The sequence below is a fragment of the Rhodoferax fermentans genome (assembly GCF_002017865.1).
Taxonomy (GTDB): Bacteria; Pseudomonadota; Gammaproteobacteria; order Burkholderiales; family Burkholderiaceae_C; genus Rhodoferax; species Rhodoferax fermentans.
The window spans coordinates 469320-490708 of record NZ_MTJN01000002.1 but is presented as its reverse complement, the minus strand read 5'-3'; the positions used below and the strand labels follow the sequence as shown (position 1 = coordinate 490708).

20 protein-coding genes and 1 pseudogene are annotated in these 21389 nt (G+C 60.6%); 3 read left to right on the top strand and 18 right to left on the bottom strand.

Translation table 11 applies throughout. From position 1 onward, the window contains the following. Window positions 1–8: 8 nt before the first annotated feature. From rfbC to RF819_RS02325, 15 genes and pseudogenes are all read right to left on the bottom strand, one after another. On the bottom strand, window positions 9–560 hold the full coding sequence (gene rfbC, locus RF819_RS02390; protein WP_078363490.1) for a dTDP-4-dehydrorhamnose 3,5-epimerase: 552 nt from the start codon (window positions 558–560) through the stop codon (window positions 9–11). A 106-nt stretch (window positions 561–666) separates the two neighbouring features. Then, the gene (rfbA, locus tag RF819_RS02385; protein ID WP_078363489.1) at window positions 667–1548 is read right to left on the bottom strand and encodes a glucose-1-phosphate thymidylyltransferase RfbA; all 882 of its coding nucleotides are present in this window, start codon (window positions 1546–1548) and stop codon (window positions 667–669) included. Between the two features lie 19 nt (window positions 1549–1567). Beyond that, window positions 1568–2470: a dTDP-4-dehydrorhamnose reductase gene (rfbD, locus tag RF819_RS02380; RefSeq protein ID WP_078363488.1), complete on the bottom strand. Its 903-nt coding sequence runs from the start codon at window positions 2468–2470 to the stop codon at window positions 1568–1570. Window positions 2471–2472: 2 nt separating this feature from the next. Continuing rightward, entirely contained in the window at window positions 2473–2874 is a 402-nt protein-coding gene (locus RF819_RS02375) for a type II toxin-antitoxin system VapC family toxin (protein WP_078363487.1), read from the bottom strand. Window positions 2875–2886: 12 nt separating this feature from the next. Then, window positions 2887–3147: an antitoxin gene (locus RF819_RS02370; protein ID WP_200224132.1), complete on the bottom strand. Its 261-nt coding sequence runs from the start codon at window positions 3145–3147 to the stop codon at window positions 2887–2889. A gap of 37 nt (window positions 3148–3184) precedes the next feature. Further along, window positions 3185–4258 (bottom strand): dTDP-glucose 4,6-dehydratase, encoded by a 1074-nt coding sequence (gene rfbB / locus RF819_RS02365; RefSeq protein WP_078363486.1) that lies wholly within the window; start codon window positions 4256–4258, stop codon window positions 3185–3187. 29 nt (window positions 4259–4287) lie between these two features. After that, entirely contained in the window at window positions 4288–6249 is a 1962-nt protein-coding gene (locus RF819_RS02360; RefSeq protein ID WP_078363485.1) for an ABC-F family ATP-binding cassette domain-containing protein, read from the bottom strand. Next, entirely contained in the window at window positions 6246–6797 is a 552-nt protein-coding gene (locus tag RF819_RS21620; RefSeq protein ID WP_242472786.1) for a GNAT family N-acetyltransferase, read from the bottom strand. Before RF819_RS21620 ends, RF819_RS02360 begins: the two co-directional genes overlap by 4 nt. Continuing rightward, window positions 6774–7682, bottom strand: a pseudogene (prmB, locus tag RF819_RS21615) (50S ribosomal protein L3 N(5)-glutamine methyltransferase); the annotation flags it as partial. The pseudogene prmB and the gene RF819_RS21620, both read right to left, overlap by 24 nt. A gap of 5 nt (window positions 7683–7687) precedes the next feature. Continuing rightward, complete coding sequence (gene dapE / locus RF819_RS02350; RefSeq protein ID WP_078363484.1) at window positions 7688–8851, bottom strand: succinyl-diaminopimelate desuccinylase; 1164 nt, start codon at window positions 8849–8851, stop codon at window positions 7688–7690. Window positions 8852–8864: 13 nt separating this feature from the next. Next, window positions 8865–10040, bottom strand: a complete 1176-nt coding sequence (locus RF819_RS02345; protein WP_242472782.1) for a PilT/PilU family type 4a pilus ATPase — start codon at window positions 10038–10040, stop codon at window positions 8865–8867. Between the two features lie 50 nt (window positions 10041–10090). Continuing rightward, window positions 10091–10915 (bottom strand): 2,3,4,5-tetrahydropyridine-2,6-dicarboxylate N-succinyltransferase, encoded by an 825-nt coding sequence (gene dapD / locus RF819_RS02340; RefSeq protein WP_078363483.1) that lies wholly within the window; start codon window positions 10913–10915, stop codon window positions 10091–10093. A 36-nt stretch (window positions 10916–10951) separates the two neighbouring features. Continuing rightward, entirely contained in the window at window positions 10952–12175 is a 1224-nt protein-coding gene (gene dapC, locus RF819_RS02335) for a succinyldiaminopimelate transaminase (RefSeq protein ID WP_078363482.1), read from the bottom strand. Between the two features lie 76 nt (window positions 12176–12251). After that, the gene (murI, locus tag RF819_RS02330) at window positions 12252–13088 is read right to left on the bottom strand and encodes a glutamate racemase (RefSeq protein WP_242472784.1); all 837 of its coding nucleotides are present in this window, start codon (window positions 13086–13088) and stop codon (window positions 12252–12254) included. Between the two features lie 12 nt (window positions 13089–13100). Beyond that, window positions 13101–14654, bottom strand: a complete 1554-nt coding sequence (locus tag RF819_RS02325) for a fumarate hydratase (RefSeq protein WP_078363481.1) — start codon at window positions 14652–14654, stop codon at window positions 13101–13103. A 100-nt stretch (window positions 14655–14754) separates the two neighbouring features. Here RF819_RS02325 and nhaA point away from each other — a divergent pair, with 100 nt between their 5' ends. Beyond that, window positions 14755–15945, top strand: coding sequence for a Na+/H+ antiporter NhaA (gene nhaA / locus RF819_RS02320; protein WP_078363480.1), 1191 nt, complete (start codon window positions 14755–14757; stop codon window positions 15943–15945). A 16-nt stretch (window positions 15946–15961) separates the two neighbouring features. Here nhaA and RF819_RS02315 read toward each other — a convergent pair whose 3' ends face one another. Further along, a complete protein-coding gene (locus RF819_RS02315) occupies window positions 15962–16564 on the bottom strand; it encodes a YqhA family protein (protein ID WP_078363479.1) in 603 nt (200 codons plus the stop codon). A 131-nt stretch (window positions 16565–16695) separates the two neighbouring features. Between RF819_RS02315 and acs the strand changes: the two genes are divergently transcribed. Continuing rightward, on the top strand, window positions 16696–18690 hold the full coding sequence (acs, locus tag RF819_RS02310; RefSeq protein WP_078363478.1) for an acetate--CoA ligase: 1995 nt from the start codon (window positions 16696–16698) through the stop codon (window positions 18688–18690). Window positions 18691–19162: 472 nt separating this feature from the next. Here acs and RF819_RS02305 read toward each other — a convergent pair whose 3' ends face one another. Together RF819_RS02305 and RF819_RS02300 are read right to left on the bottom strand one after the other, a co-directional pair. Continuing rightward, window positions 19163–19579 (bottom strand): RNA-binding S4 domain-containing protein, encoded by a 417-nt coding sequence (locus RF819_RS02305; RefSeq protein WP_078363477.1) that lies wholly within the window; start codon window positions 19577–19579, stop codon window positions 19163–19165. Window positions 19580–19602: 23 nt separating this feature from the next. Continuing rightward, window positions 19603–20238: a glutathione peroxidase gene (locus tag RF819_RS02300; RefSeq protein WP_078363476.1), complete on the bottom strand. Its 636-nt coding sequence runs from the start codon at window positions 20236–20238 to the stop codon at window positions 19603–19605. A 103-nt stretch (window positions 20239–20341) separates the two neighbouring features. Between RF819_RS02300 and RF819_RS02295 the strand changes: the two genes are divergently transcribed. Then, window positions 20342–21310 carry an IS5 family transposase gene (locus RF819_RS02295; protein ID WP_078366726.1) on the top strand — a complete coding sequence of 323 codons (969 nt, stop codon included), beginning with the start codon at window positions 20342–20344 and terminating at the stop codon, window positions 21308–21310. The last annotated feature ends 79 nt before the right edge of the window (window positions 21311–21389 follow it).

Below are 21389 nucleotides of genomic sequence, written 5' to 3'. Positions count from 1 at the left end.
TGCGGGTTTTATGAGAAGACTTCAGCGGTATCCAGCGTCAGCGCCGCCTTGTCCTTGGCCGCCAGCAAGGGTTCACTCTGAATCGGCCAGGTGATGCCCACGCTCGGGTCATTCCACAACAGGCTGCGCTCAAACTCGGGGTACCAGTAATCGGTGGTCTTGTACAAGAACTCGGCACTCTCGCTGGTGACCACAAAACCATGGGCAAAACCCGGTGGCACCCAGAGCTGACGTTTGTTCTCAGCTGAGAGCACCACACCCGCCCATTGCCCGAAGGTGGGTGAGCTTTTTCGCAAGTCCACCGCCACGTCAAACACCTCGCCGTGTGTCACCCGCACCAGCTTGCCCTGCGGGTGCTGGATCTGGTAGTGCAGACCGCGCAGCACCCCTTGGGCCGATTTGCTGTGGTTGTCTTGAACAAACTGCACGTCGAGTCCGGTGCACTGGGCGAAGTCACGTGCATTGAAGCTCTCAAAGAAAAAACCTCTGGCGTCCCCAAAGACTTTGGGCTCCAGGATCAGAACCTCGGGCAGCGAGGTGGGGATGACGGTGTAGGGCATAAAAAGTGGTTTCAGCCCTTTATTGATAAGGGCTGATAGCTATAAAGAGTGAAGTAATGAATAAGGTGGTGGCTTGGTTGGCTGGAGAGATACGTCAGCATCAAGCTCAGCTCAGCAAGCCCAGCAAATACTGCCCATACCCATTCTTGGCCAGCGGTGTGGCCAGCTTCTGGATCTGCGCCGCATCGATCCACTTCTGCGCAAAAGCAATCTCTTCCGGACAGGCCACCTGCAAACCTTGACGCTTTTGCAGCGTCGCGATGAAGCTGGCCGCTTCCAGCAAGCTGTCATGGGTGCCGGTGTCCAGCCAGGCATAACCCCGGCCCATGATCTCGACGTTGAGCTGGTTCTGTTCCAGGTAGCGTTTGTTCACGTCGGTGATCTCCAGCTCGCCCCGGTGAGACGGCTGAATACTGGCGGCAATGTCACACACCTGGTTGTCATAGAAGTACAAGCCGGTGACCGCGTAGTTGCTCTTCGGTGCCTTGGGCTTTTCTTCGATGCTGATGGCGCGCATCTGCTCGTCAAAGGCCACCACGCCATAACGCTCGGGGTCATGCACATGGTAGGCAAAGACGCTGGCCCCGCTGCTGCGCTCATTGGCATGGGCCAGTTGTTTGACCAGATCATGGCCGTAGAAGATGTTGTCACCCAGCACCAGGGCACTGGGGCTGTTGCCAACAAACTCGCGCCCGATGATGAAGGCTTGTGCCAAACCGTCAGGAGAGGGTTGCACCGCGTAGCTGATGCTCATGCCCCATTGGCTGCCGTCACCCAAGAGTTCGGCAAAGCGTGGCGTGTCTTGCGGGGTGGAGATGATCAGCACCTCGCGGATGCCCGAGAGCATCAGGGTGCTCAAGGGGTAATAGATCATTGGTTTGTCGTACACCGGCATCAACTGTTTGGAGACAGCTTGTGTCACCGGATAGAGACGGGTGCCGGAGCCACCGGCCAGGATGATGCCTTTGCGGTTGCTTGTATTGCTCATCTGTCTGCTCCCTGGAGGTTTAAAGAATCTCTGCCAGCATCCGGTTGACCCCGGTCTGCCACGGCGGCAGGGTCAAACCGAAGCTGGCTTGTAGCTTGGTGGTGTTCAAGCGCGAGTTAAACGGGCGTTTGGCCGGGGTCGGGAAGGCGCTGGTGGGCACCGGGTCAACCTGCTGTGCTTTGATTTGAAGAGCGGGTTGCACAAGCTGGGCCTGGGCTATCACGTGTTTGGCATAGTCAAACCAGCTGGTCTGGCCACCGGCGACCAGGTGGTACAGCCCAGCGTCTTTCTCGCCGTCTGGCTGGCGCGTTACTTGGCAAATGGCATGCGCTGTCACATCAGCCAGCAAGTCAGCCCCGGTGGGGGCACCGATCTGGTCGTTGATGACGGTCAGGCGTTCACGCTCTTGCGCCAGGCGCAGCATGGTTTTGGCAAAGTTGCCACCGCGTGCGGCATAGACCCAGCTGGTTCTGAAGATCAGGTGGCGCGGGTTGGCCGCAGCGATGAGTTGCTCACCCTCTAACTTGGTGGCGCCATACACGCTCAAGGGGCCAGGTCTGTCGGTCTCGACCCAGGGTGTGTCACCACTGCCGTCAAAGACATAGTCGGTGCTGTAGTGCACCAGCCAGGCACCGAGCTTGGCGGACTCAGTGGCCAGCACTTGGGGCGCCAGGGCGTTGAGGGTGCGGGCCAGCTCCGGTTCACTCTCGGCCTTGTCCACCGCGGTGTGGGCAGCGGCGTTGACGATGAGGTCCGGGCGAATGGCACGCACGGTGTCGGCCAGACCCGTCAGGTTGCTGAAATCACCACAATAGTCGGTGCTGTCGTGGTCCAGCGCGATGAGTTCACCCAGAGGGCTGAGGCTGCGTTGCAACTCCCAGCCGACCTGGCCACCTTTGCCCAGGAGCAATATTCTTGTCATATTCAATTGAGTTGCCATTCTTCAATAGCCAAGCCTGGAACCCGGGCAAATTCCCGGGCATTGTTGGTGACCAGGACCGAATCGTTTGCCAGCGCGTGCGCGGCAATCAACAAGTCCATCGCACCGATGATGTTGCCGTCGCGCTCCAGCTTGGCGCGAATATGGGCGTAATGTTCTGTGGCCTGCACGGGCCAAGCTTGCACCTCAAAACCTGCCAGCCAAGTCTCGACGGCGCTTGTGAAACGTGGCACACCCAGCTTGGCCGCGCCAAAGCGCAGTTCCGCCGCCACGATGCCAGAGAGCCACAACTGTTGACGGTTCAGTGTCGCAAACCGTTCCAGCATAGCCGCTGGCCGACGGCGCAGCACATAGCTGCAGATGTTGGTGTCCAGCGTACGCAGCATGTTTGTAACTTGTCAACTCAATGACCAGTCACGCGTCTGCGCGGGTGCATCCTGGCGTTCAACCAAAAACTCTTCGGGCAGTGCCGGTGTGCTGTCATAAAAGTGCTGCAGCCACACGCCCATGTTTTGCCCTGGTTCGGGCTCGGGGCGAATCAACAACCCGTCACCCATCTGCTCGATCTGAACCTCTTTGGCGGCAAGTCGCAGCTTGGCCGGGAGCCGGATCGCCTGGCTGCGGCCACTCATGAACAATTTGGCGGTGACGGTGGTCATTGAATTCTCCTGTGTCATAACACAAGGAGATATTACATCATTGGCCCGACGATGAACCGGCGTATTGCTTCTGGACCCAGTCGCGGTAAGCACCGCTTTGCACATGGGCCACCCAGTCCGGGTTGTCCAGGTACCACTGCACCGTTTTGCGGATGCCGGTCTCAAAGGTCTCAGCGGGTTTCCAGCCGAGTTCAGATTCGAGCTTGCGCGCATCGATGGCGTAACGGCGGTCGTGGCCGGGGCGGTCGGTCACATAGGTGATCTGGTTTTTGTAGGGCTGGCCATCGGCACGTGGGCGCAACTCGTCGAGCAGGGCACACACGGTGTGCACGATGTCGATGTTGGCTTTTTCGTTCCAGCCACCGACGTTGTATACCTCACCCAGACGGCCCGCTTCCAAGACACGGCGAATCGCGCTGCAGTGGTCTTTGACGTAGAGCCAGTCGCGGATTTGTTGGCCGTCACCGTACACCGGCAGGGGTTTGCCAGCCAGGGAGTTGACGATCAGCAGCGGGATGAGTTTCTCGGGGAAGTGGTAGGGGCCGTAGTTGTTGCTGCAGTTGGTGGTGAGCACCGGCAGGCCGTAGGTGTGGTGCCAGGCACGCACCAGGTGGTCGCTGGCGGCTTTGCTGGCGGAATACGGGCTGTTGGGTTCGATGTGGCTGGACTCGGTGAAAGCGGGGTCATCCTTTGCCAAGGAGCCATAAACCTCGTCGGTGGACACATGCAGGAAGCGGAAGGATGCTTTGTCTGCAGCAGGCAGGGCTGACCAATAACCGCGCACAGCTTCGAGCAGGTTGAAGGTGCCCACGATGTTGGTCTGGATGAAGTCACCAGGGCCGTGGATGCTGCGGTCCACATGGCTCTCGGCCGCAAAGTTGATGACAGCACGGGGTTGGTGCTGGGTCAGCAGCTGGGCCACCAGATCGCGGTCACCGATGTCACCTTGCACCAAGGTGTGGCGGGGGTCGCCCTGCAGGGTTTGCAGGTTTTCGACATTGCCTGCGTAGGTGAGTTTGTCGAGGGTGAGGACGGGCTCGTCGCTGTGGGACAGCCAGTCGAGAACGAAGTTGGCGCCGATGAAACCAGCGCCGCCAGTGACCAAAATCATGTTGTTTCCCCGTGAAAGCGAGCCCGGACTCAGGCTGTGGCGGATTCTATTTGCTGCGACACCTCCAGCCACTGTTCCTCTAGGCCCTGCAGCTCTTCGTTGAGCGCTTTGAGGCGTTTGCCCAAATTGGCAAAGTCGGATGGCGGAGGGGACTGGCTCAAATGGCCTTCCAGCGCTGCGCCTTCGGTATTGAGCACCGTCATACGCGCTTCAATGTCCTGCAACTTGCGTTTGAGGGAACCGGTGGGCGCGGGTTTGGACTTGGCCTTGGTGGCTGCGGCAGCGGCTTCGGCCTGGGCTTTGCGCTCGGCCTTGGCGGCGGCGCTGCTGGCTTCCTTGATGGCTTCACGCTGGCGTTTGGCTTCGTCGAGCAGGTATTTCTGGTAGTCGTCCAGGTCACCGTCAAACGGTTCCACACCGCCGCGTGACACCATCCAGAATTCGTCACAGACTGAGCGCAGCAGCGCCCGGTCGTGGCTGACCAGCATCAGCGTGCCCTCAAACTCGTTGAGCGCCATCGCCAGCGCCTCGCGGGTGGCCAAATCCAGGTGGTTGGTGGGCTCGTCCATCAGCAGCAGGTTGGGGCGTTGCCAGACCATCATGCACAACACCAGCCGGGCTTTTTCGCCGCCGCTCATGCTGCCCACCGCCTGTTTGACCATGTCGCCGCTGAAGTTGAAGGTGCCCAGGAAACTGCGCAAATCCTGTTCACGCGTCTGCTGGCCAGCGATCTTGCCAGCCGCAGTCATGTCTTTGACCAGGCGGATCATGTGCTCCAGCGGCGTGTCGGTGGGGCGCAACACGTCAAGCTCTTGCTGGGCAAAGTAGCCGATGTTCAAACCCTTGCCTTCGGTGATCTCACCACCAATGGCCTGAAGATCACGCGCGATGGTTTTTACCAGCGTGGATTTGCCTTGGCCGTTGGCACCCAAAATACCGATGCGCTGGCCCGCCAGCACCGATTTGCTGACGTTGTGGACGATGACGGTCGGTGGTGTGCCCTCAGGTGCATCTGCAGGCGCCGGGTAACCAAAACTCACACCGGTCATCGACAACATCGGGTTGGGCAGGTTCGCCGGTTCCTTGAACTCGAAGGTGAAGTCTGCCTCGGACAGCAGCGGTGCAATCTTTTCCATGCGGTCCAGCGCCTTGACCCGGCTTTGCGCCTGTTTGGCCTTGCTGGCCTTGGCCTTGAAGCGGTCGATGAACTTCTTGAGGTGGGCGATCTTGTCCTGCTGTTTGGCAAACGCCGCTTGTTGCAGCTCCATCTTCTCGGCACGCATGTCCTCAAACTTGCTGTAGTTGCCGCCGTAACGCACCAGTTTGCCCGCGTCGATGTGCAGGGTGACGTTGGTCACCGCATCCAGGAACTCGCGGTCATGGCTGATGACAATCATCGTGCCCTGGTAACGCTGCAACCAGGCCTCCAACCAGACCAAGGCATCCAAGTCCAAGTGGTTGGTCGGTTCGTCCAGCAGCAGCAGGTCACTCGGGCACATCAGGGCTCGGGCCAGTTGCAAGCGCATGCGCCAGCCGCCTGAGAAGCTATTGACCGGGTTGGTGAGTTCGGTGGTTTTGAAACCCAGGCCCAGGATCAGCGCCTGCGCGCGTGCCGGTGCATCATGGGCGCCAGCATCCTGCAAGGCCATGTAAGCGTGGGCCATGCGGTCATAGTCCTCGGTGGCCTCAGACGCGGTGACTTCCTGTTGCGCGGCCAGCAGGGCCGTGTCCCCATCCACCACAAAGTCGGTGGCGGATTGCTCGGTTTCAGGCATGTCCTGGGCCACCTGGCCCATGCGCCATTGGGTCGGGATGTAGTACTCACCCACATCTTCGTGCAGGCTACCGTTGAACAAGGCAAACAGCGAGGATTTGCCCGCGCCGTTGCGCCCGACCAAGCCCACTTTTTCGCCGGGGTTCAGGGTGACGGAGGCGCCTTCGAGCAGGACTTTGGCGCTGCGGCGCAGGGTGACATTTTTGAGGGTGATCATGTAGGGAGCTTGGGTGTGGCCGGGCTGAGCGGCACGCCCAGAAAAACCAGTTGTGCGTAGGGATGGACTTTGAACGGGGCAATGGGCTCAAAGCCCAGTTGTTGGTACAACGCCAGGGCCTGGGTGTTCTCAGGCCAGGTGCTGATGGCTGCGGTGTGGTAGCCCATGGCTTGCGCCTGGGCCATCAGCTGTTGGGTCAGGGTGCGGGCCAGCCCCTGGCGGCGAAAAGCCTCGCGCACATAAATGCGTTTGACCTCGGCCACGCCGGTGTGTTGGGTGTTGGTGAGGGCGCCACAGCCAACCAGGGTCTCCCCCGCATAGGCCAGCACAGCGGCACCGTGGGGCGGGCCATAACGCTCAGGCAGGGCCTCCAGATCTTTCCAGATGCTGCTGTTGGCGGCGTCGGCCAGATCCTTGTCCGCGTACTCCTTCAGCAGTTGGCCAAACAGCGCGTAGTCTTCGGCGCTCGATACGCCGCACAGGGTAAAGGCTTGAGCGCTGCTCAGGTGGGCCTGCGCTTGGTAGGCCACCAGGGCTTCGCGTGTCATCAGCAGCACCTGGTCTTCACCCGCGCTGGTCTCCAGCCAGATCACTTCCAGCCCGGGAAAGGCCGCTTCGAAGTGGGGTCTCTCGTGGCCAATTTCGAGCACCAAAACAGCCTCTTCAGACATCTGTGCAGGCGCATCCGACAACAGCTGGCGGATGAAGTCCATGCCATCGCTGCCGCCCGCCGTGTTGCCATCCAACGCCAGCGCCGGTTCGGCCTTGAACTCAGGCGGCAACTCGGCCATGCTTTGCGCGTTCACGTAAGGCGGGTTGCACAGGATCAGGTCGTAGTGGCTGCCGGTTTTGGGAATGCCGTCACCCTGACGCAGCGCAATGCGTTCGTGCAGGCCGTGGCGATCGATGTTGATGCGCGCCACATCGAGCGCGTCCTGGCTGATGTCGGAAGCCTGTACCTTCACATCCGGGTAGACCATGGCGGCGATCACCGCCAGGCTGCCGTTGCCGGTGCACAAATCCAGCACGCGGTGGGTCTCGGCACTGAGCCAGTAGTCCAGGTTGCCTTCCATCAGCACTTCGGCAATCAGCGAACGCGGCACGATGACGCGTTCGTCCACATAAAAAGCCACGCCCTGCAGCCAGGCCTCTTTGGTCAGGTAGGCGGCGGGTTGACGGGTGCTGATGCGTGCTTCAATTAAAGTAGCTATCAGCCCTTGCTCTTCAAGGGTTACAGCACGTTTTGATGCCTCATCGTCAGGATCAAGCGAGGTGTCCAGCGGCAGGCCCAGGCGCCACAGCACCAGCCAGGCGGCCTCGTCAAAGGCATTGGTGGTGCCATGGCCAAAAGCGACACCGGCCTGCGTGAGCCGCTGTTCGGCTTGTTGCACACATTGCAGCAGGTTCAGTGTGGGAGAGGGGGACAAAGGCATGGGGTTCAGGTACTCAGGTTGTCCAGCACGCGGCGGTAAATGTTCTTCAAGGGCTCGATGTCGGCCAGGGCAATGTGTTCGTTCACCTTGTGGATGCTGGCATTGGGTGGGCCCAGCTCAATCACCTGCGGGCAGATGCTGGCAATAAAACGCCCATCACTGGCGCCACCGCTGGTGGAGAGTTCGGGTGTCAGGCCGGTCTCGGCCTGGATGGCGGCCACGACCGCGTCGACCAGCGTGCCGGGTGGGGTCAAAAACGGCAGACCACTCAGGGTCCAGACCAGGTCAACGTCCAGCCCATGCCGGGTCAGCACCTCTTGCAGGCGCGTTTGCAGTGCTTCAGGCGTCGACTCGGTGCTGAAGCGGAAGTTGAAATCCACCACCACCGTGCCCGGAATCACATTGCCCGCACCGGTGCCGCCATGGATGTTGCTGACCTGCCAGCTGGTGGGTGGGAAGAAGGCATTGCCCGCGTCCCACTCGGTGGCCACCAACTCGGCCAGTGCGGGGGCCAGTTGATGGATCGGGTTGTTGGCCAGATGCGGGTAGGCGATGTGGCCCTGCACCCCTTTGACGGTGAGACGGCCACTGAGTGACCCGCGGCGCCCATTTTTGATCATGTCGCCAGTGCGTTGCACCGAGGTTGGTTCACCCACAATGCAGTAGTCCAGCCGCTCACCGCGTTCACGCAGCAGGTTCACCACGCGCACCGTGCCGTCAAGCGCTGGGCCTTCCTCGTCGCTGGTGAGCAAAAAGCCAATGGCCAGGGGTGTGTCCGGCTGGGCGTGCAGGAACTCTTCTGTGGCCACGACGAAGGCCGCGAGCGAGGTTTTCATGTCGGCCGCGCCACGCCCATAGAGCTTGCCGTCACGCACGCTGGGTGTGAAGGGTGGGCTGTGCCAACTGGTCAGCGGGCCGCTGGGCACCACATCGGTGTGGCCTGCAAAAACTATCAACTTGCTAGCTGTACCCCCTTGTTTTATGAGAGCTGAAGGCCGTTTTGCCCATAAATTGGTGACGCTCTGGTCTTGGGGCCCGCAATGCAGGGTTTCCAGCACAAAACCCAGGGCGGCCAGGCGCTGGCCGATCAGGGTCAGGCAACCTGCGTCAAGAGGTGTTTCAGAAGGGCAGGCAATCAGTTGCTGGGCCAGGTCGAGGGTCGCGGTCATGGGCACGGGCTGGCTACTGGCTCATGTCCAGGGTGATTTCGGTGAAGGTGGCCCGGTCATCCGGGTCGGGCTCATTGGCTTTGGCCAGGGAGTTGGCCTGGCTGGTGAAGTCGTTCTGCAGGCGCCACATCAGGTTGGTAGGGGAGTCCGAATTGGCCAGGCCTTCCTTGCGCTCGACGATGCCGGCCATGATGAGGCGGGCAATGTCTTGCTCAAAGGTCTGGCTACCTTCGGCCAGGGATTTCTCCATGGCCTCGACGATGCCCGAGAAGTTGCCTTTTTCGATCATTTCACTCACCAGTCGGGTGTTGAGCATGATCTCCACCGCCGGTGTGCGGGTGCTGGCCACGGTTTGCAGCAGCCGCTGCGACACGATGGCACGTAGCGAGGCGGCCAGGTCCCCCAGCATGGTGGGGCGCACTTCCACCGGGAAGAAGCTCAAGATCCGGTTGAGGGCCTGGTAACTGTTGTTGGCGTGCAAGGTGGCCAGGCACAGGTGGCCGGTCTGGGCGTAGGTGATGGCCGCGGTCATGGTGTCTTGGTCGCGGATTTCGCCGATCATGATCACGTCAGGCGCCTGGCGCAGCGCGTTTTTGAGCGCCACCTGCAAGGACTCGGTGTCGGTGCCGATCTCGCGCTGATTCACCACCGAGCGCTTGTTCTTGAACAAAAACTCGATCGGGTCTTCAATGGTCAGGATGTGCCCCGACAAATTGGCGTTGCGGTGGTCGATCATCGAGGCCAGCGTGGTGCTTTTGCCCGAGCCGGTGGCGCCTACCATCAGGATCAAGCCGCGCTTTTGCAGCATCAGATCGGCCAGCACTGACGGCAGCGCCAGTGTCGACATCGGCGGCACCTCGTTGACGATAAAACGGATCACCACCGCAAACGAGCCACGCTGGCGCAAGGCGCTGACACGAAAGCGCCCAACCCCCGTCATCGACCAACCCACATTGAGCTCGTTGTTGGCTTTGAGCTCCTGGATCTGCTGCTCAGGAAGAATTTCACACAGCAGGCTCAGCGGCGCATCGGGCGGCAGCAGCTGGCTGTTGATCGGCACACACACACCGTTGATGCGGATCAGCGCCGGTGAGTGCGCCGACAGGTAGATGTCCGACGCACGTTTCTCGGACATCAGCCGCAACAAACGGCGCATGGTGCCCTCGTTGGGACTGTCGGTGCTGGCCATGTGGGTGTGCCTTTGGGTGAGTGGAGGAGGGCGCGGCTGCGGGGTGGGGATCAGTCGCGCAGCAGGTCGTTCAGGCTGGTCTTGGCCCGGGTTTGGGCATCCACACGCTTGACGATGATGGCTGCGTACAGGCTGTATTTGCCGCCGTCCTTGGGCAGGTTGCCGGAGATCACCACCGAGCCGGCCGGGATACGGCCATAACTCACGGTGCCGGTGGCGCGGTCGTAAATCGGGGTGCTTTGGCCGATGTAGACACCCATGGAGATCACCGAGTTTTCTTCGACGATGACACCTTCGACAATTTCGGAGCGGGCGCCGATGAAGCAGTTGTCTTCGATGATGGTCGGGTTGGCCTGCATCGGCTCCAGCACACCACCAATACCCACGCCACCGCTCAGGTGCACGTTTTTGCCGATCTGGGCGCATGAGCCCACGGCAGCCCAGGTGTCGACCATGGTGCCTTCGTCCACATAGGCGCCGATGTTCACAAACGAGGGCATCAGGATCACACCCTTGGCCAGGTAGCTGCCACGGCGCGCCACGGCCGGGGGCACGATGCGCACGCCGGTGGCCTTGATGCCGGCTTCGTCCAGGTCCGAGAACTTGGTTTGCACCTTGTCGTAAAAGCTCAGGTCACCGGCTTTCATCAACTCGTTGTCACGCAGACGGAAGCTCAGCAGCACCGCCTTTTTGATCCACTGGTGGGTGGTCCACTGGCCCACACCGTCACGGCTGGCCACACGCAGCTGGCCGTTGTTGAGCTGGTGGATGACGTGTTCGACGGCATCGGTCACTTCTTTGGGGGCACTGGCAGCTGACAGGTTGGCTCGGTCTTCCCAGGCGGCGTCCAAAAGGGTTTGCAATTGTTGGGTCATGGTAGGTGTGGTGAGTCAGAGGAAAAAAAGGGTGGGTCAAGCGGCAGACCGCTGTTTGACAAAGTCCCGGATACGGTGAGCGGCTTGTACACATTCGGCGCTGTCGGCGACCAGTGCCATGCGGATACGACCAGCGCCGGGGTTGCTGCCCTGCGCTTCGCGCGCCAGGAACGAACCCGGCAACACGGTCACATTGTAATTTGCGTACAGGTCGCGGGTGAAAGCCAGCTCATCGCCAGCCACCTTGGCCCACAGGTAAAAACCGGCATCGGGCAAAGCGACATCCAGCACCTCGGCCAGCAGTGGGGTCACCTCGGCAAACTTGGCTCGGTACAGCGTGCGGTTGGCCACCACGTGGTCCTCGTCGCCCCAGGCGGCGATGCTGGCCGTTTGCACCACCGGGCTCATGGCACAGCCGTGGTAGGTGCGATAGAGCAAAAAAGCGCTGATGATGGCCGCATCACCCGCGACAAAACCGCTGCGCAGCCCCGGCACATTGCTGCGTTTGGACAGGCTGGTGAGTGAGATCAGGTTTTTGAAATCGCTGCGGCCCAGTTGTGTTGCGGCTTGTAAGCCACCCAGCGGTGGCTCGTTGCGGAAGTAGATCTCGCTGTAACACTCGTCGCTGGCAATCACAAAACCAAAACGTTCACTCAGGTCCAGCAGCTTTTGCCACTCAGACAAGGGCATCACCGCACCGGTGGGGTTGCCGGGGGAGCAAACAAACAGCAGCTGGGTGCGCGCCCACACGGCGTCGGGCACGCTGTCCCAATCGGGCGCAAAGTTGCGCGCCGGGTCACTGGCCACGTAATACGGCTCGGCCCCAGCAAGCAGTGCAGCACCCTCGTAGATTTGGTAGAACGGATTGGGGCAAACCACGATGGGCTTCACACACGTCACCGCGCTGTCACCCGGGTTGATGATGGTTTGGGTCAGTGAAAACAGCGCCTCGCGCGAGCCGTTGACGGGCAATGTCTGGGTGAACGGGTTGACGCTCAGGCCATAGCGTTTTTGGATCCAGTCGGCAAAAGCCTGGCGCAGCGCGGGTTCACCGGCTGTGGCCGGGTAAGCGGCCAGGCCGCTGGGGGCGCGGTTGATCGCCTCACACAGCGCTTGCTGGATAAAGGGTGGGGTGGCGTGTTTGGGTTCACCAATGCCCAGGCTGATCGGTGTGTAAGCGGGGTTGGGCGTGACACCGGCAAACAGCTGGCGCAGACGTTCAAACGGGTAGGGTTGGAGCAGGGGCAACAGAGGGTTCATGGCCGGGGATTATCCCGGATGACGCTGGGCCGTGTGACCCGACTGGCCCCGCTCCCAGCGGGGATTTGCCCAGCCCTTATCCCGGCAAGGCTTGCACCGGTGCCTGCAGCCCCAACCAGCGCTCTGCGGCCTGGGCCAACAGGGCCGGGTCGCCGGTGCTGAGTAGCTTGATTTGGCCGGTGTGTTGGCCACTGGCCGGGTCGGGCAACACGCGGCGGGTCTGACGCGCCACAGGCGCACCGTTGTCGATCAGTTGCACACCCGCAGGCAACAAGTCACGCAGTGTGGCGCTGGCAAAGGGGTAGTGGGTGCAGCCCAGCACCAAGGTGTCTACCTCGCCCTCTTTGAAGCCAAATTGGCCGATAGCCCTTGTGTAGATTGAGCAAAGAGCTATTATTTTTGACGTGTCCGCATGTTCAATGGCATCGGCCAGGCCATCACAGGGCTGGCAGACAAACTCGGCTTGCCCCTCCAGCCTGGCCAGCAGGGTCTTGAACTTGGCACTGGCCAGCGTGCCACGGGTGGCCATCACGCCGATGCGTTGGGTGCGGCTGCTGGCCACTGCGGGCTTCAGGGCGGGTTCAACACCCACGATGGGTAGGCCGGGCAGCTCCTGGCGCAGCAGGTGGATCGCCGCTGCGGTGGCGGTGTTGCAGGCAATCACCAGCGCTTGAATGGGGGGCTGTTCAGCGTGCAGCAGATGGTGGGTGATACGGCGCGCGCGCTCGACCACAAAGGCCTCGTCACGCTCGCCGTAGGGCGCAAAACCGCTGTCGGCCAGGTAGACAAAGTCTTCGTGTGGCAACTCGGTCCGCAAGGCACGCAGCACACTCAAACCACCCACACCGCTGTCAAAGACGCCGATCGGGCGCCTTGGCAGCGTGTTATCGAAAGAAGGGGTTAACTCAGTCAAACCGTTGTTGACTCACGCTGTGGTGACCGTGATGCCCTTGAATTCACCACTGGCGATGCGCTCTTTCCATTCGGCCGGGCCGGTGTTGTGCACGCTGATACCTGCGGCATCCACTGCCACGGTGACCGGCATGTCGACCACGTCGAACTCGTAGATGGCTTCCATGCCCAGGTCGGCAAAACCCAGCACCTTGGCGGTTTTGATGGCTTTGCTGACCAGGTAGGCGGCGCCACCCACGGCCATCAAATAGGCCGACTTGTGTTTCTTGATCGCTTCAATCGCCACCGGGCCGCGTTCGGACTTGCCGATCATCGCGATCAGGCCGGTTTCGGCCAACATCATTTCGGTGAAACCGTCCATCCGGGTGGCGGTGGTCGGGCCAGCCGGGCCCACCGCTTCATCACCGACCGGGTCGACCGGGCCGACGTAATAAATCACCCGGTTGGTGAAGTCGACCGGCAGTTTTTCACCCTTGGCCAGCATCTGCTGGATGCGTTTGTGGGCGGCGTCGCGGCCGGTCAACATCTTGCCGTTGAGCAGCAAGGTATCGCCGGGTTTCCAGCTGGCGACTTCTTCTTTTGTCAGGGTGTTGAGATCGACTTTTTTGCTCTTGACGTAATCGGGTGTCCAGGCCACATCGGGCCAGGTGTCGAGCGACGGTGGGGTCAGGTAAACCGGGCCGCTGCCGTCCATCACAAAATGCGCGTGGCGGGTGGCGGCGCAGTTCGGGATCATCGCAATCGGTTTGCTTGCGGCGTGCGTTGGGTACATCTTGATCTTGACGTCGAGCACCGTGGTCAAACCGCCCAGGCCTTGTGCGCCGATGCCCAGCGCGTTGACTTTCTCGAAGAGTTCCAGGCGCAGTTTTTCAACGCTGGAGAGTTCGGCACCGCTGGCCGCCTTGGCCTGTAATTCATACATGTCCAGGTCGTCCATCAGGCTTTCCTTGGCCATCAACACGGCTTTTTCGGCCGTGCCACCAATGCCGATGCCGAGCATGCCCGGCGGGCACCAGCCCGCGCCCATGGTCGGCACAGTTTTGAGCACCCAGTCGACCACGCTGTCGCCGGGGTTGAGCATGTACATCTTGCTCTTGTTCTCGCTGCCACCACCCTTGGCCGCCACCGTGACTTCGACGGTGTTGCCGGGCACGATCTCGCAGCTGATGACCGCCGGGGTGTTGTCCTTGGTGTTTTTGCGCAAAAACTCGGGGTCGGCCACCACGCTGGCGCGCAAGGTGTTGCCCGGGAAGTTGTAGGCGCGGCGCACACCTTCGTTGATGGCGTCATCCAGGCTGCCGGTGAAACCCTCCCAGTGCACGTCCATGCCCACCTTGAGGAACACGTTCACGATGCCAGTGTCCTGGCAGATGGGCCGGTGGCCGGTGGCGCTCATCTTGCTGTTGGTCAGGATTTGGGCGATGGCGTCTTTGGCGGCTGCGCTTTGTTCCCGCTCGTAAGCGCGCGCCAGATGGGCGATGTAGTCGGCGGGGTGGTAATAACTGATGAACTGGAGGGCGGCGGCAACGGATTCAATCAGGTCGGCTTGGCGTATGGCTGTGCTCATGGTGATTTGCCTCAAGGGTTAAGCGGGTTTGGGTGTCTTCGATAACATCACAGTTTAACCAAGCCCCTTCAGAACACACGGTTTCACCCGTCGCCAGCCCATGATCAAAAACATCGTTCGAAGTGTCAACCAGTTTGTCAACGGACAGACCATTGGTGGTGTGTTGCTGGCCTTGGCCGCGCTGGTTGCGCTGATCATCAGCAACTCACCGCTGGCGCCGTATTACGTTTCTTTTCTGAACACACCCAGTGCCGTGCATCTGGCGGGTGACTGGTTGGTGCTGACCAAACCCACGCTGGTCTGGATCAACGATTTGTGGATGGCGGTGTTCTTTTTTCTGGTGGGGCTGGAGATCAAGCGAGAGCTGCTTGAAGGTGAACTGGCTTCGCGTGCGCAGGCTTTGTTGCCCGCCGGTGCGGCGTTGGGTGGCATGTTGGTGCCCGCGCTGATTTATGCCGCTTTTAACGCCGGTGACCCGGTGGGCCTGCGTGGTTGGGGCATTCCGATGGCGACCGACATCGCCTTTGCGCTGGGTATCTTGCTGTTGCTGGGCAGCAGGGTGCCAGCCTCACTGAAGATTTTTTTGACGGCAGTGGCGATCATCGACGACCTTGGTGCCATTCTGGTGATTGCCTTCTTTTACACCGACAACCTGTCCTTGACCATGTTGCTGGCAGCTGCCGTCGGCATCCTTGTCCTGCTGGCACTCAACCGTTTGCGGGTGATGGCGATTGGCCCCTATGTGATCGTGGGGCTGGTGATCTGGGTGTTTGTGCTCAAGTCAGGTGTGCATGCCACCTTGGCTGGTGTCATCACCGCGCTGGCCGTGCCTTTGTCGGACGGGCGTGGTGGTTCACCCCTGAAAACTGCTGAACACGCCTTGCACCCCTGGGTGGCTTACCTGGTTTTGCCGGTGTTTGCGTTTGCCAATGCCGGGGTGTCGCTGGCTGGTGTGACACTGTCCACCTTGACACAGGCCGTGCCTTTGGGCATTGCGGCTGGTTTGGTACTGGGAAAAACCGTGGGGGTGTTTGGCGCCTCCTGGCTGCTGATGCGTTTTGGTGGTGCCAAACTGCCCGAACACAGCAGCTGGTTGCAGTTTTTTGGTGTGTGTGTCTTGTGTGGTGTGGGATTCACCATGAGCCTGTTCATCGGCTCGCTGGCGTTTGACGGCGCCGATGCTGTGTTTGGTGTCCAGGTCAAGATGGGCGTCTTGCTGGGCTCGCTGCTCAGTGCCACGCTGGCGGTGGCGCTGTTGTTGGCCCAGTCGCGGCAGCCCGACCACCACTGAGCCCGATCACCCCGGTTCAGTGTTTGTCTGAGCTGGGATGATGCATCAGCCGATCGGTGTAGGCAATGGCCATGGCCGAGAGCAAGAAGGTGATGTGGATCACCGTCTGGGCGATCAGCACCTTGTCGCTGTAGTTGGCGGCATTGATGAAGGTTTTGAGCAGATGGATCGAGCTGATGCCGATGATGGCGGTGGCCAGCTTGACCTTGAGCACCGAGGCGTTGACATGGTCCAGCCACTCAGGTTGGTCGCGGTGGCCTTCGAGGTCCATGCGTGACACAAAGGTCTCGTAACCCCCCACAATCACCATGATCAGCAGGTTGGAGATCATCACCACGTCGATCAGCGCCAGCAGCACCAGCATGATCACGGTCTCATTCAGGTGGGTGACCGGTGCGTCACTGCGGTAACCAATACTTTCCACCAAAGCCGCCAGTGCGGTCTGGCTGCCAAACACCGCTTCCAGCAGATGTACCAGCTCCACCCAGAAATGGTAGACGTACACACATTGCGCCAGGATCAAGCCCAGATACAGCGGCAATTGCAGCCAGCGGCTGGCAAAAATCAGGCGGGGGATCGGGCGAAGAGCTGGACTTTTAATGGGACTTGGTGTGGACATAGAGGGTGAACCAGGGTGGAAATGTGCGGAGTTTATCGTGGCCCTTCTTTCCCTCTGGCTAGTCAGTGGCTTGTAAGTGCGCACCTTGACATTACGGTGCGACCGCCATTTAACAAAGAGGAGACAGATCTGTGAGCACACCTTCCGCTATTGAGTCCGTGCTGGTTGAAAACCGCGTGTTCGAACCCAGCGAGGCGACTGTCAAAGCCGCACGTATTTCCGGCATGGATGCCTACAACGCCTTGTGCGCTGAAGCTGCCAATGACTTTGAAGGTTTCTGGGCGCGCCTGGCGCGTGAGAACGTGGTCTGGAACAAGCCGTTCACCAAAGTACTCGACGAATCGAATGCCCCGTTCTACACCTGGTTTGAAGACGGCGAACTCAACGCCTCTTACAACTGCCTCGACAAACACATGGGCACGCCCAACGAGGGCAAGGTCGCGGTCATTTTTGAATCCGACGGTGGCGAAGTCACCAAGACCACCTACAAGGAATTGCTGGCCAAGGTCAGCCAGTTTGCCAACGCCCTGACCGCCCGCGGCATCCAGAAGGGTGACCGCGTTCTGATCTACATGCCGATGACGCTCGAAGGTGTGATTGCCATGCAGGCCTGCGCCCGCATCGGCGCCACCCACAGCGTGGTGTTTGGTGGCTTCTCGGCCAAGGCGCTGCAAGAACGCATCATCGACGCTGGCGCGGTGGCGGTGGTCACTGCCAACTTCCAGATGCGTGGTGGCAAGGAGCTGCCGCTCAAATCCATCGTCGACGAAGGCCTGGGCCTGGGCGGTTGTGAGTCGATCAAGACGGTGTTGGTGTTTGAGCGCACCCCGACCCAATGCAACATGGTCGCTGGGCGCGACATCACCTTCACCGAAGCCTTGGCTGGCCAAAGCACCACCTGCGCACCGGTGATGGTGGGTGCCGAGCACCCGTTGTTCATCTTGTTCACCTCCGGCTCCACGGGCAAACCCAAGGGCGTGCAACACGCCACGGGTGGTTTTGTGCTGTGGTCCAAACTGACCATGGACTGGACCTTTGATTTGCGCGCTGACGACGTGTTCTGGTGCACCGCCGACATCGGCTGGATCACTGGCCACGCCTATGTCGGTTATGGCCCCTTGGCCGCCGGTGCCACCCAGATCATTTTTGAAGGTGTGCCCACCTACCCGAACGCCGGGCGCTTCTGGCAGATGATCGAGCGCCACAAGTGCAGCATTTTCTACACCGCCCCCACCGCGATCCGCTCCCTGATCAAGTCGGCCGAGAGTGACCCCAAGGTGCACCCGGACCGCTCAGACCTGTCGAGCCTGCGCATCCTCGGTTCGGTCGGTGAACCGATCAACCCCGAAGCCTGGATGTGGTACTACAAGAACGTGGGCAAGGAAAAATGCCCGATCGTTGACACCTTCTGGCAGACCGAAACCGGTGGCCACATGATCACCCCGCTGCCTGGCGCAACACCGCTGGTGCCCGGTAGCTGCACCTTGCCGCTGCCCGGCATCATGGCCGCCATCGTGGACGAAGCCGGTCACGACGTGCCCAATGGCTCGGGCGGCATGCTGGTCATCAAGCGCCCCTGGCCGTCGATGATCCGCACCATCTGGAACGATCCGGCGCGTTTTAAATCGAGCTATTTCCCGGCAGAAATGGGTGGCACTTACTACCTGGCCGGTGACGGCGCGGTGCGCAGCGCCGACCGTGGCTACTTCCGCATCACCGGCCGGATTGACGATGTGCTCAACGTCTCCGGCCACCGCATGGGCACCATGGAAATCGAATCGGCCCTGGTCGCCAAGACCGACCTGGTGGCCGAAGCTGCGGTGGTAGGCCGCCCGGACGATTTGACCGGTGAAGCCATCTGCGCCTTTGTGGTGCTCAAACGCGGTGTGCCGTCTGGTGACGAAGCCAAACAGATTGCCAAGGAGCTGCGTGACTGGGTGGCCAAGGAAATCGGCCCGATTGCCAAACCCAAGGACATCCGTTTTGGCGAGAACCTGCCCAAGACCCGCTCCGGCAAGATCATGCGCCGCCTGTTGCGCTCCCTGGCCAAGGGTGAAACCATCACCCAGGACACCTCAACCCTGGAAAACCCGGCGATCCTGAGCCAGTTGGGGCAGACCTACTGATCAAAATAATAGCTACTGGCCCTTGTTATATAAGGGCTAGAGGCTGTTTTGATCTATAAGACTGGTGCTGAGCCAGTCACCACGAAAACCCCGCATCGGCTGCCTGTGCGGGGTTTTTGCTTTGGTGGTTTTGATTGTCCTGTTGTTTCTGGTCTGTGGTGGCAGCGGGTGGGGTATTGGGGCCCACCTCATACGCGCTGCGCTTTGCGAAATCGGTGGTCCCCAATACCCCACCCACGGCGGCAAGCGTTCAGGTTCGCCAGCTTTCAATCTCAGATTCCTGGCAGTACCGAACGCCACGACTGTCTCAGGCCATGTGGGGGCAGGCAGGGGGCCGATTTCGCAAAGCGGAGCGCGTATGAGGCCCTCTGCCTGACCCCATATGGCCCACCACTGCTATCTGGTCACTCTTGAATCACTGTCACGGTAAGTACAGTTGACGACACATCAGACCAAGCCGCACTGTGACAGTTCACCGCTCCAGCGACGCACTCCAGCGGTCACCCCAGGCGTCGCCGCGCAATTTGTCGGCGTAGCGGCGGTCGCGTTTGGTGGGGCGGCCTTGGGTCATGGTCAGCGCGGGTTCGGGTGCCAGGCGGCGTTGCTCCAAGGCTTGCTGGCGCTGTTGCACAGATTCGGCGGTTTCCTCGAACAGCAGGGCGGCCTGCGGCGCCGGGCCACGTTTGTCACTGACTCCCAGTACCGTCACCGTGCGGGTGATGGCGCCGTTGCGCAGTTGGACGCTGTCACCCGCCTTGACCTCGCGTGCGGGTTTCACGGTTGCGCCGTTGACCTGGACCCGGCCCTTGTCGATCTCATCGCAGGCCAGGCTGCGGGTCTTGTAGAAGCGGGCGGCCCACAACCATTTGTCGATGCGCAATTTGTCCATGTGTCAGCTGCTGTTGTGTCGGCTCAGAGTGCACGCTCAATGTCGGCGATCAGGCTGCGGCTGGTCGGGCCGGTCAGGCTGCTGTAGCTGTCTACCACCTTGCCGTTGCGGTCAATCAGGTACTTGTAGAAATTCCATTTTGGGGCGGTGCCGGTGGCTTGCGCCAGCTCGGCAAACAACGGGTTGCGGCCTGCGCCAGACACCACGGATTTGGAAAACATCGGGAACTTGACGCCGTAGGTGTTGAAGCAGAAGTCGGCAATCTGTTTGTTGGAGTCGGGCTCCTGCTGGCCAAAGTCGTTGGACGGGAAGCCCAGCACCACCAATCCTTTGGCCTGGTACTTGGCGTAAAGCGCCTCCAGTCCTTCGTACTGGCCGGTGAAGCCGCAGTAACTTGCGGTGTTGACCACCAGCACCACCTTGCCCGCGTATTGGCACAGGTTCTGGGGGGCTTCGTCTTGCAGCCGGTTGAAGCTGTGGTTCAGGATGGCCGGGCAGGCGGCTGCGCTGGTCCCGGAAGCAGCGGAGGTGGCCGGGCTGGTTTGTGCCATGGCGCCCGTGCCGGTGAGCAGGCCCATACACAGCGTGGCGCCAGCCAGCAGGCACGGGCTGATCGATGGGCGCCACAAAAAGCCGGGTGTCTGGGTGTTGCGCAACATGGTGGAGCTCCTGGGTGTTTGTTTCAGTTTAGGGCAACACTGATCAAGTCCCCAGTTGGCCCATGACTTGCATGGTTCGTGGCATCCCAAGCAGGAGATGCAGATGAAACAACAAACTCTGGCCATGGCCGAACAACAAAGCTTTGAGACCTACCGCAAGCCCACGCGGCGCGATGAGTTCTTGAAGACCATGGAAGTCATCGTTCCCTGGGCCGCTCTGTGCGAAGTCATCGAGCCGTTTTACCCCAAGGCCGGTAATGGGCGTCCCCCCATCGGGCTTGAGCGTATGCTGCGCATCCACTTCATCCAGCACTGGTTCAACCTGGCAGACCTGGCCTGTGAAGAAGCTCTGTACGACAGCGTGAGCCTGCGTCGCTTCGTGGGCATTGACCTGGGGCGTGAATCTGTGCCGGACGCCACCACGGTGTTGAACTTTCGCAAACTCCTCAACAAGCACAAACTTGGCCAAGCCCTGTTTGCCCAAGTAGGCGCTGTCTTGCAAAGCAAGGGCTTCAAGCTCAACACCGGCACCATTGTGGACGCCACCATCATTGGTGCACCGAGTTCCACCAAGAATGCGAATAAGGCGCGCGACCCGGACATGCACCAAACCCGCAAGGGCCAACAGTGGTACTTTGGCATGAAGTTGCACATCGGTGTGGACAGCCAAAGTGGTCTGGCCCACCATGCGGTGGTCACAGCAGCCAACGTGCATGACAAACACCCACTGCCCAGTTTGTTGCATGGCAAGGAGCAACGCGTCTATGGCGACAGTGCCTACGCCAGCCAGAAGGAGCTGATCCGCAGTGCAGCACCCAAGGCCAAAGACTTCACCAACCAGCGCAGTCGCCGCTCTGGTGTGGTCGATGAAGGCATTCGCGCCAAGAACCGCAACAAATCCAAGATCCGCTCACGCGTGGAGCATGTATTTGCTGTGGTCAAGCGCCTGTGGGGCTTTGGCAAGGTGCGTTACCGTGGGTTGCAGAAGAACGCCACGCGGGCGTTTACTGCTTTGGCGCTGGCCAACATCTATCTCTGCCGACAAAGGCTGATGGCACAGGTGCGTCCATGAGGGCGCAATAGGGGGTGAATTCCCCCTGAAACAGCCTCAAAGGGGGCAAAAGCGAGCTCAGCTGGTCGCAATTTCGACA

Excerpts from the sequence above, each read along its gene's own strand:
- rfbC (WP_078363490.1), bottom strand. The coding sequence starts at position 560 with ATGCCCTACACCGTCATCCCCACCTCGCTGCCCGAGGTTCTGATCCTG.
- rfbA (WP_078363489.1), bottom strand. The coding sequence starts at position 1,548 with ATGAGCAATACAAGCAACCGCAAAGGCATCATCCTGGCCGGTGGCTCC.
- rfbD (WP_078363488.1), bottom strand. The coding sequence starts at position 2,470 with ATGACAAGAATATTGCTCCTGGGCAAAGGTGGCCAGGTCGGCTGGGAG.
- RF819_RS02375 (WP_078363487.1), bottom strand. The coding sequence starts at position 2,874 with ATGCTGCGTACGCTGGACACCAACATCTGCAGCTATGTGCTGCGCCGT.
- RF819_RS02370 (WP_200224132.1), bottom strand. The coding sequence starts at position 3,147 with ATGACCACCGTCACCGCCAAATTGTTCATGAGTGGCCGCAGCCAGGCG.
- rfbB (WP_078363486.1), bottom strand. The coding sequence starts at position 4,258 with ATGATTTTGGTCACTGGCGGCGCTGGTTTCATCGGCGCCAACTTCGTT.
- RF819_RS02360 (WP_078363485.1), bottom strand. The coding sequence starts at position 6,249 with ATGATCACCCTCAAAAATGTCACCCTGCGCCGCAGCGCCAAAGTCCTG.
- RF819_RS21620 (WP_242472786.1), bottom strand. The coding sequence starts at position 6,797 with ATGACACGCGAAGCCCTGGTGGCCTACCAAGCGCAGGCCCACCTGAGC.
- dapE (WP_078363484.1), bottom strand. The coding sequence starts at position 8,851 with ATGACCGCGACCCTCGACCTGGCCCAGCAACTGATTGCCTGCCCTTCT.
- RF819_RS02345 (WP_242472782.1), bottom strand. The coding sequence starts at position 10,040 with ATGGCCAGCACCGACAGTCCCAACGAGGGCACCATGCGCCGTTTGTTG.
- dapD (WP_078363483.1), bottom strand. The coding sequence starts at position 10,915 with ATGACCCAACAATTGCAAACCCTTTTGGACGCCGCCTGGGAAGACCGA.
- dapC (WP_078363482.1), bottom strand. The coding sequence starts at position 12,175 with ATGAACCCTCTGTTGCCCCTGCTCCAACCCTACCCGTTTGAACGTCTG.
- RF819_RS02325 (WP_078363481.1), bottom strand. The coding sequence starts at position 14,654 with ATGAGCACAGCCATACGCCAAGCCGACCTGATTGAATCCGTTGCCGCC.
- nhaA (WP_078363480.1), top strand. The coding sequence starts at position 14,755 with ATGATCAAAAACATCGTTCGAAGTGTCAACCAGTTTGTCAACGGACAG.
- RF819_RS02315 (WP_078363479.1), bottom strand. The coding sequence starts at position 16,564 with ATGTCCACACCAAGTCCCATTAAAAGTCCAGCTCTTCGCCCGATCCCC.
- RF819_RS02305 (WP_078363477.1), bottom strand. The coding sequence starts at position 19,579 with ATGGACAAATTGCGCATCGACAAATGGTTGTGGGCCGCCCGCTTCTAC.
- RF819_RS02300 (WP_078363476.1), bottom strand. The coding sequence starts at position 20,238 with ATGTTGCGCAACACCCAGACACCCGGCTTTTTGTGGCGCCCATCGATC.
- RF819_RS02295 (WP_078366726.1), top strand. The coding sequence starts at position 20,342 with ATGAAACAACAAACTCTGGCCATGGCCGAACAACAAAGCTTTGAGACC.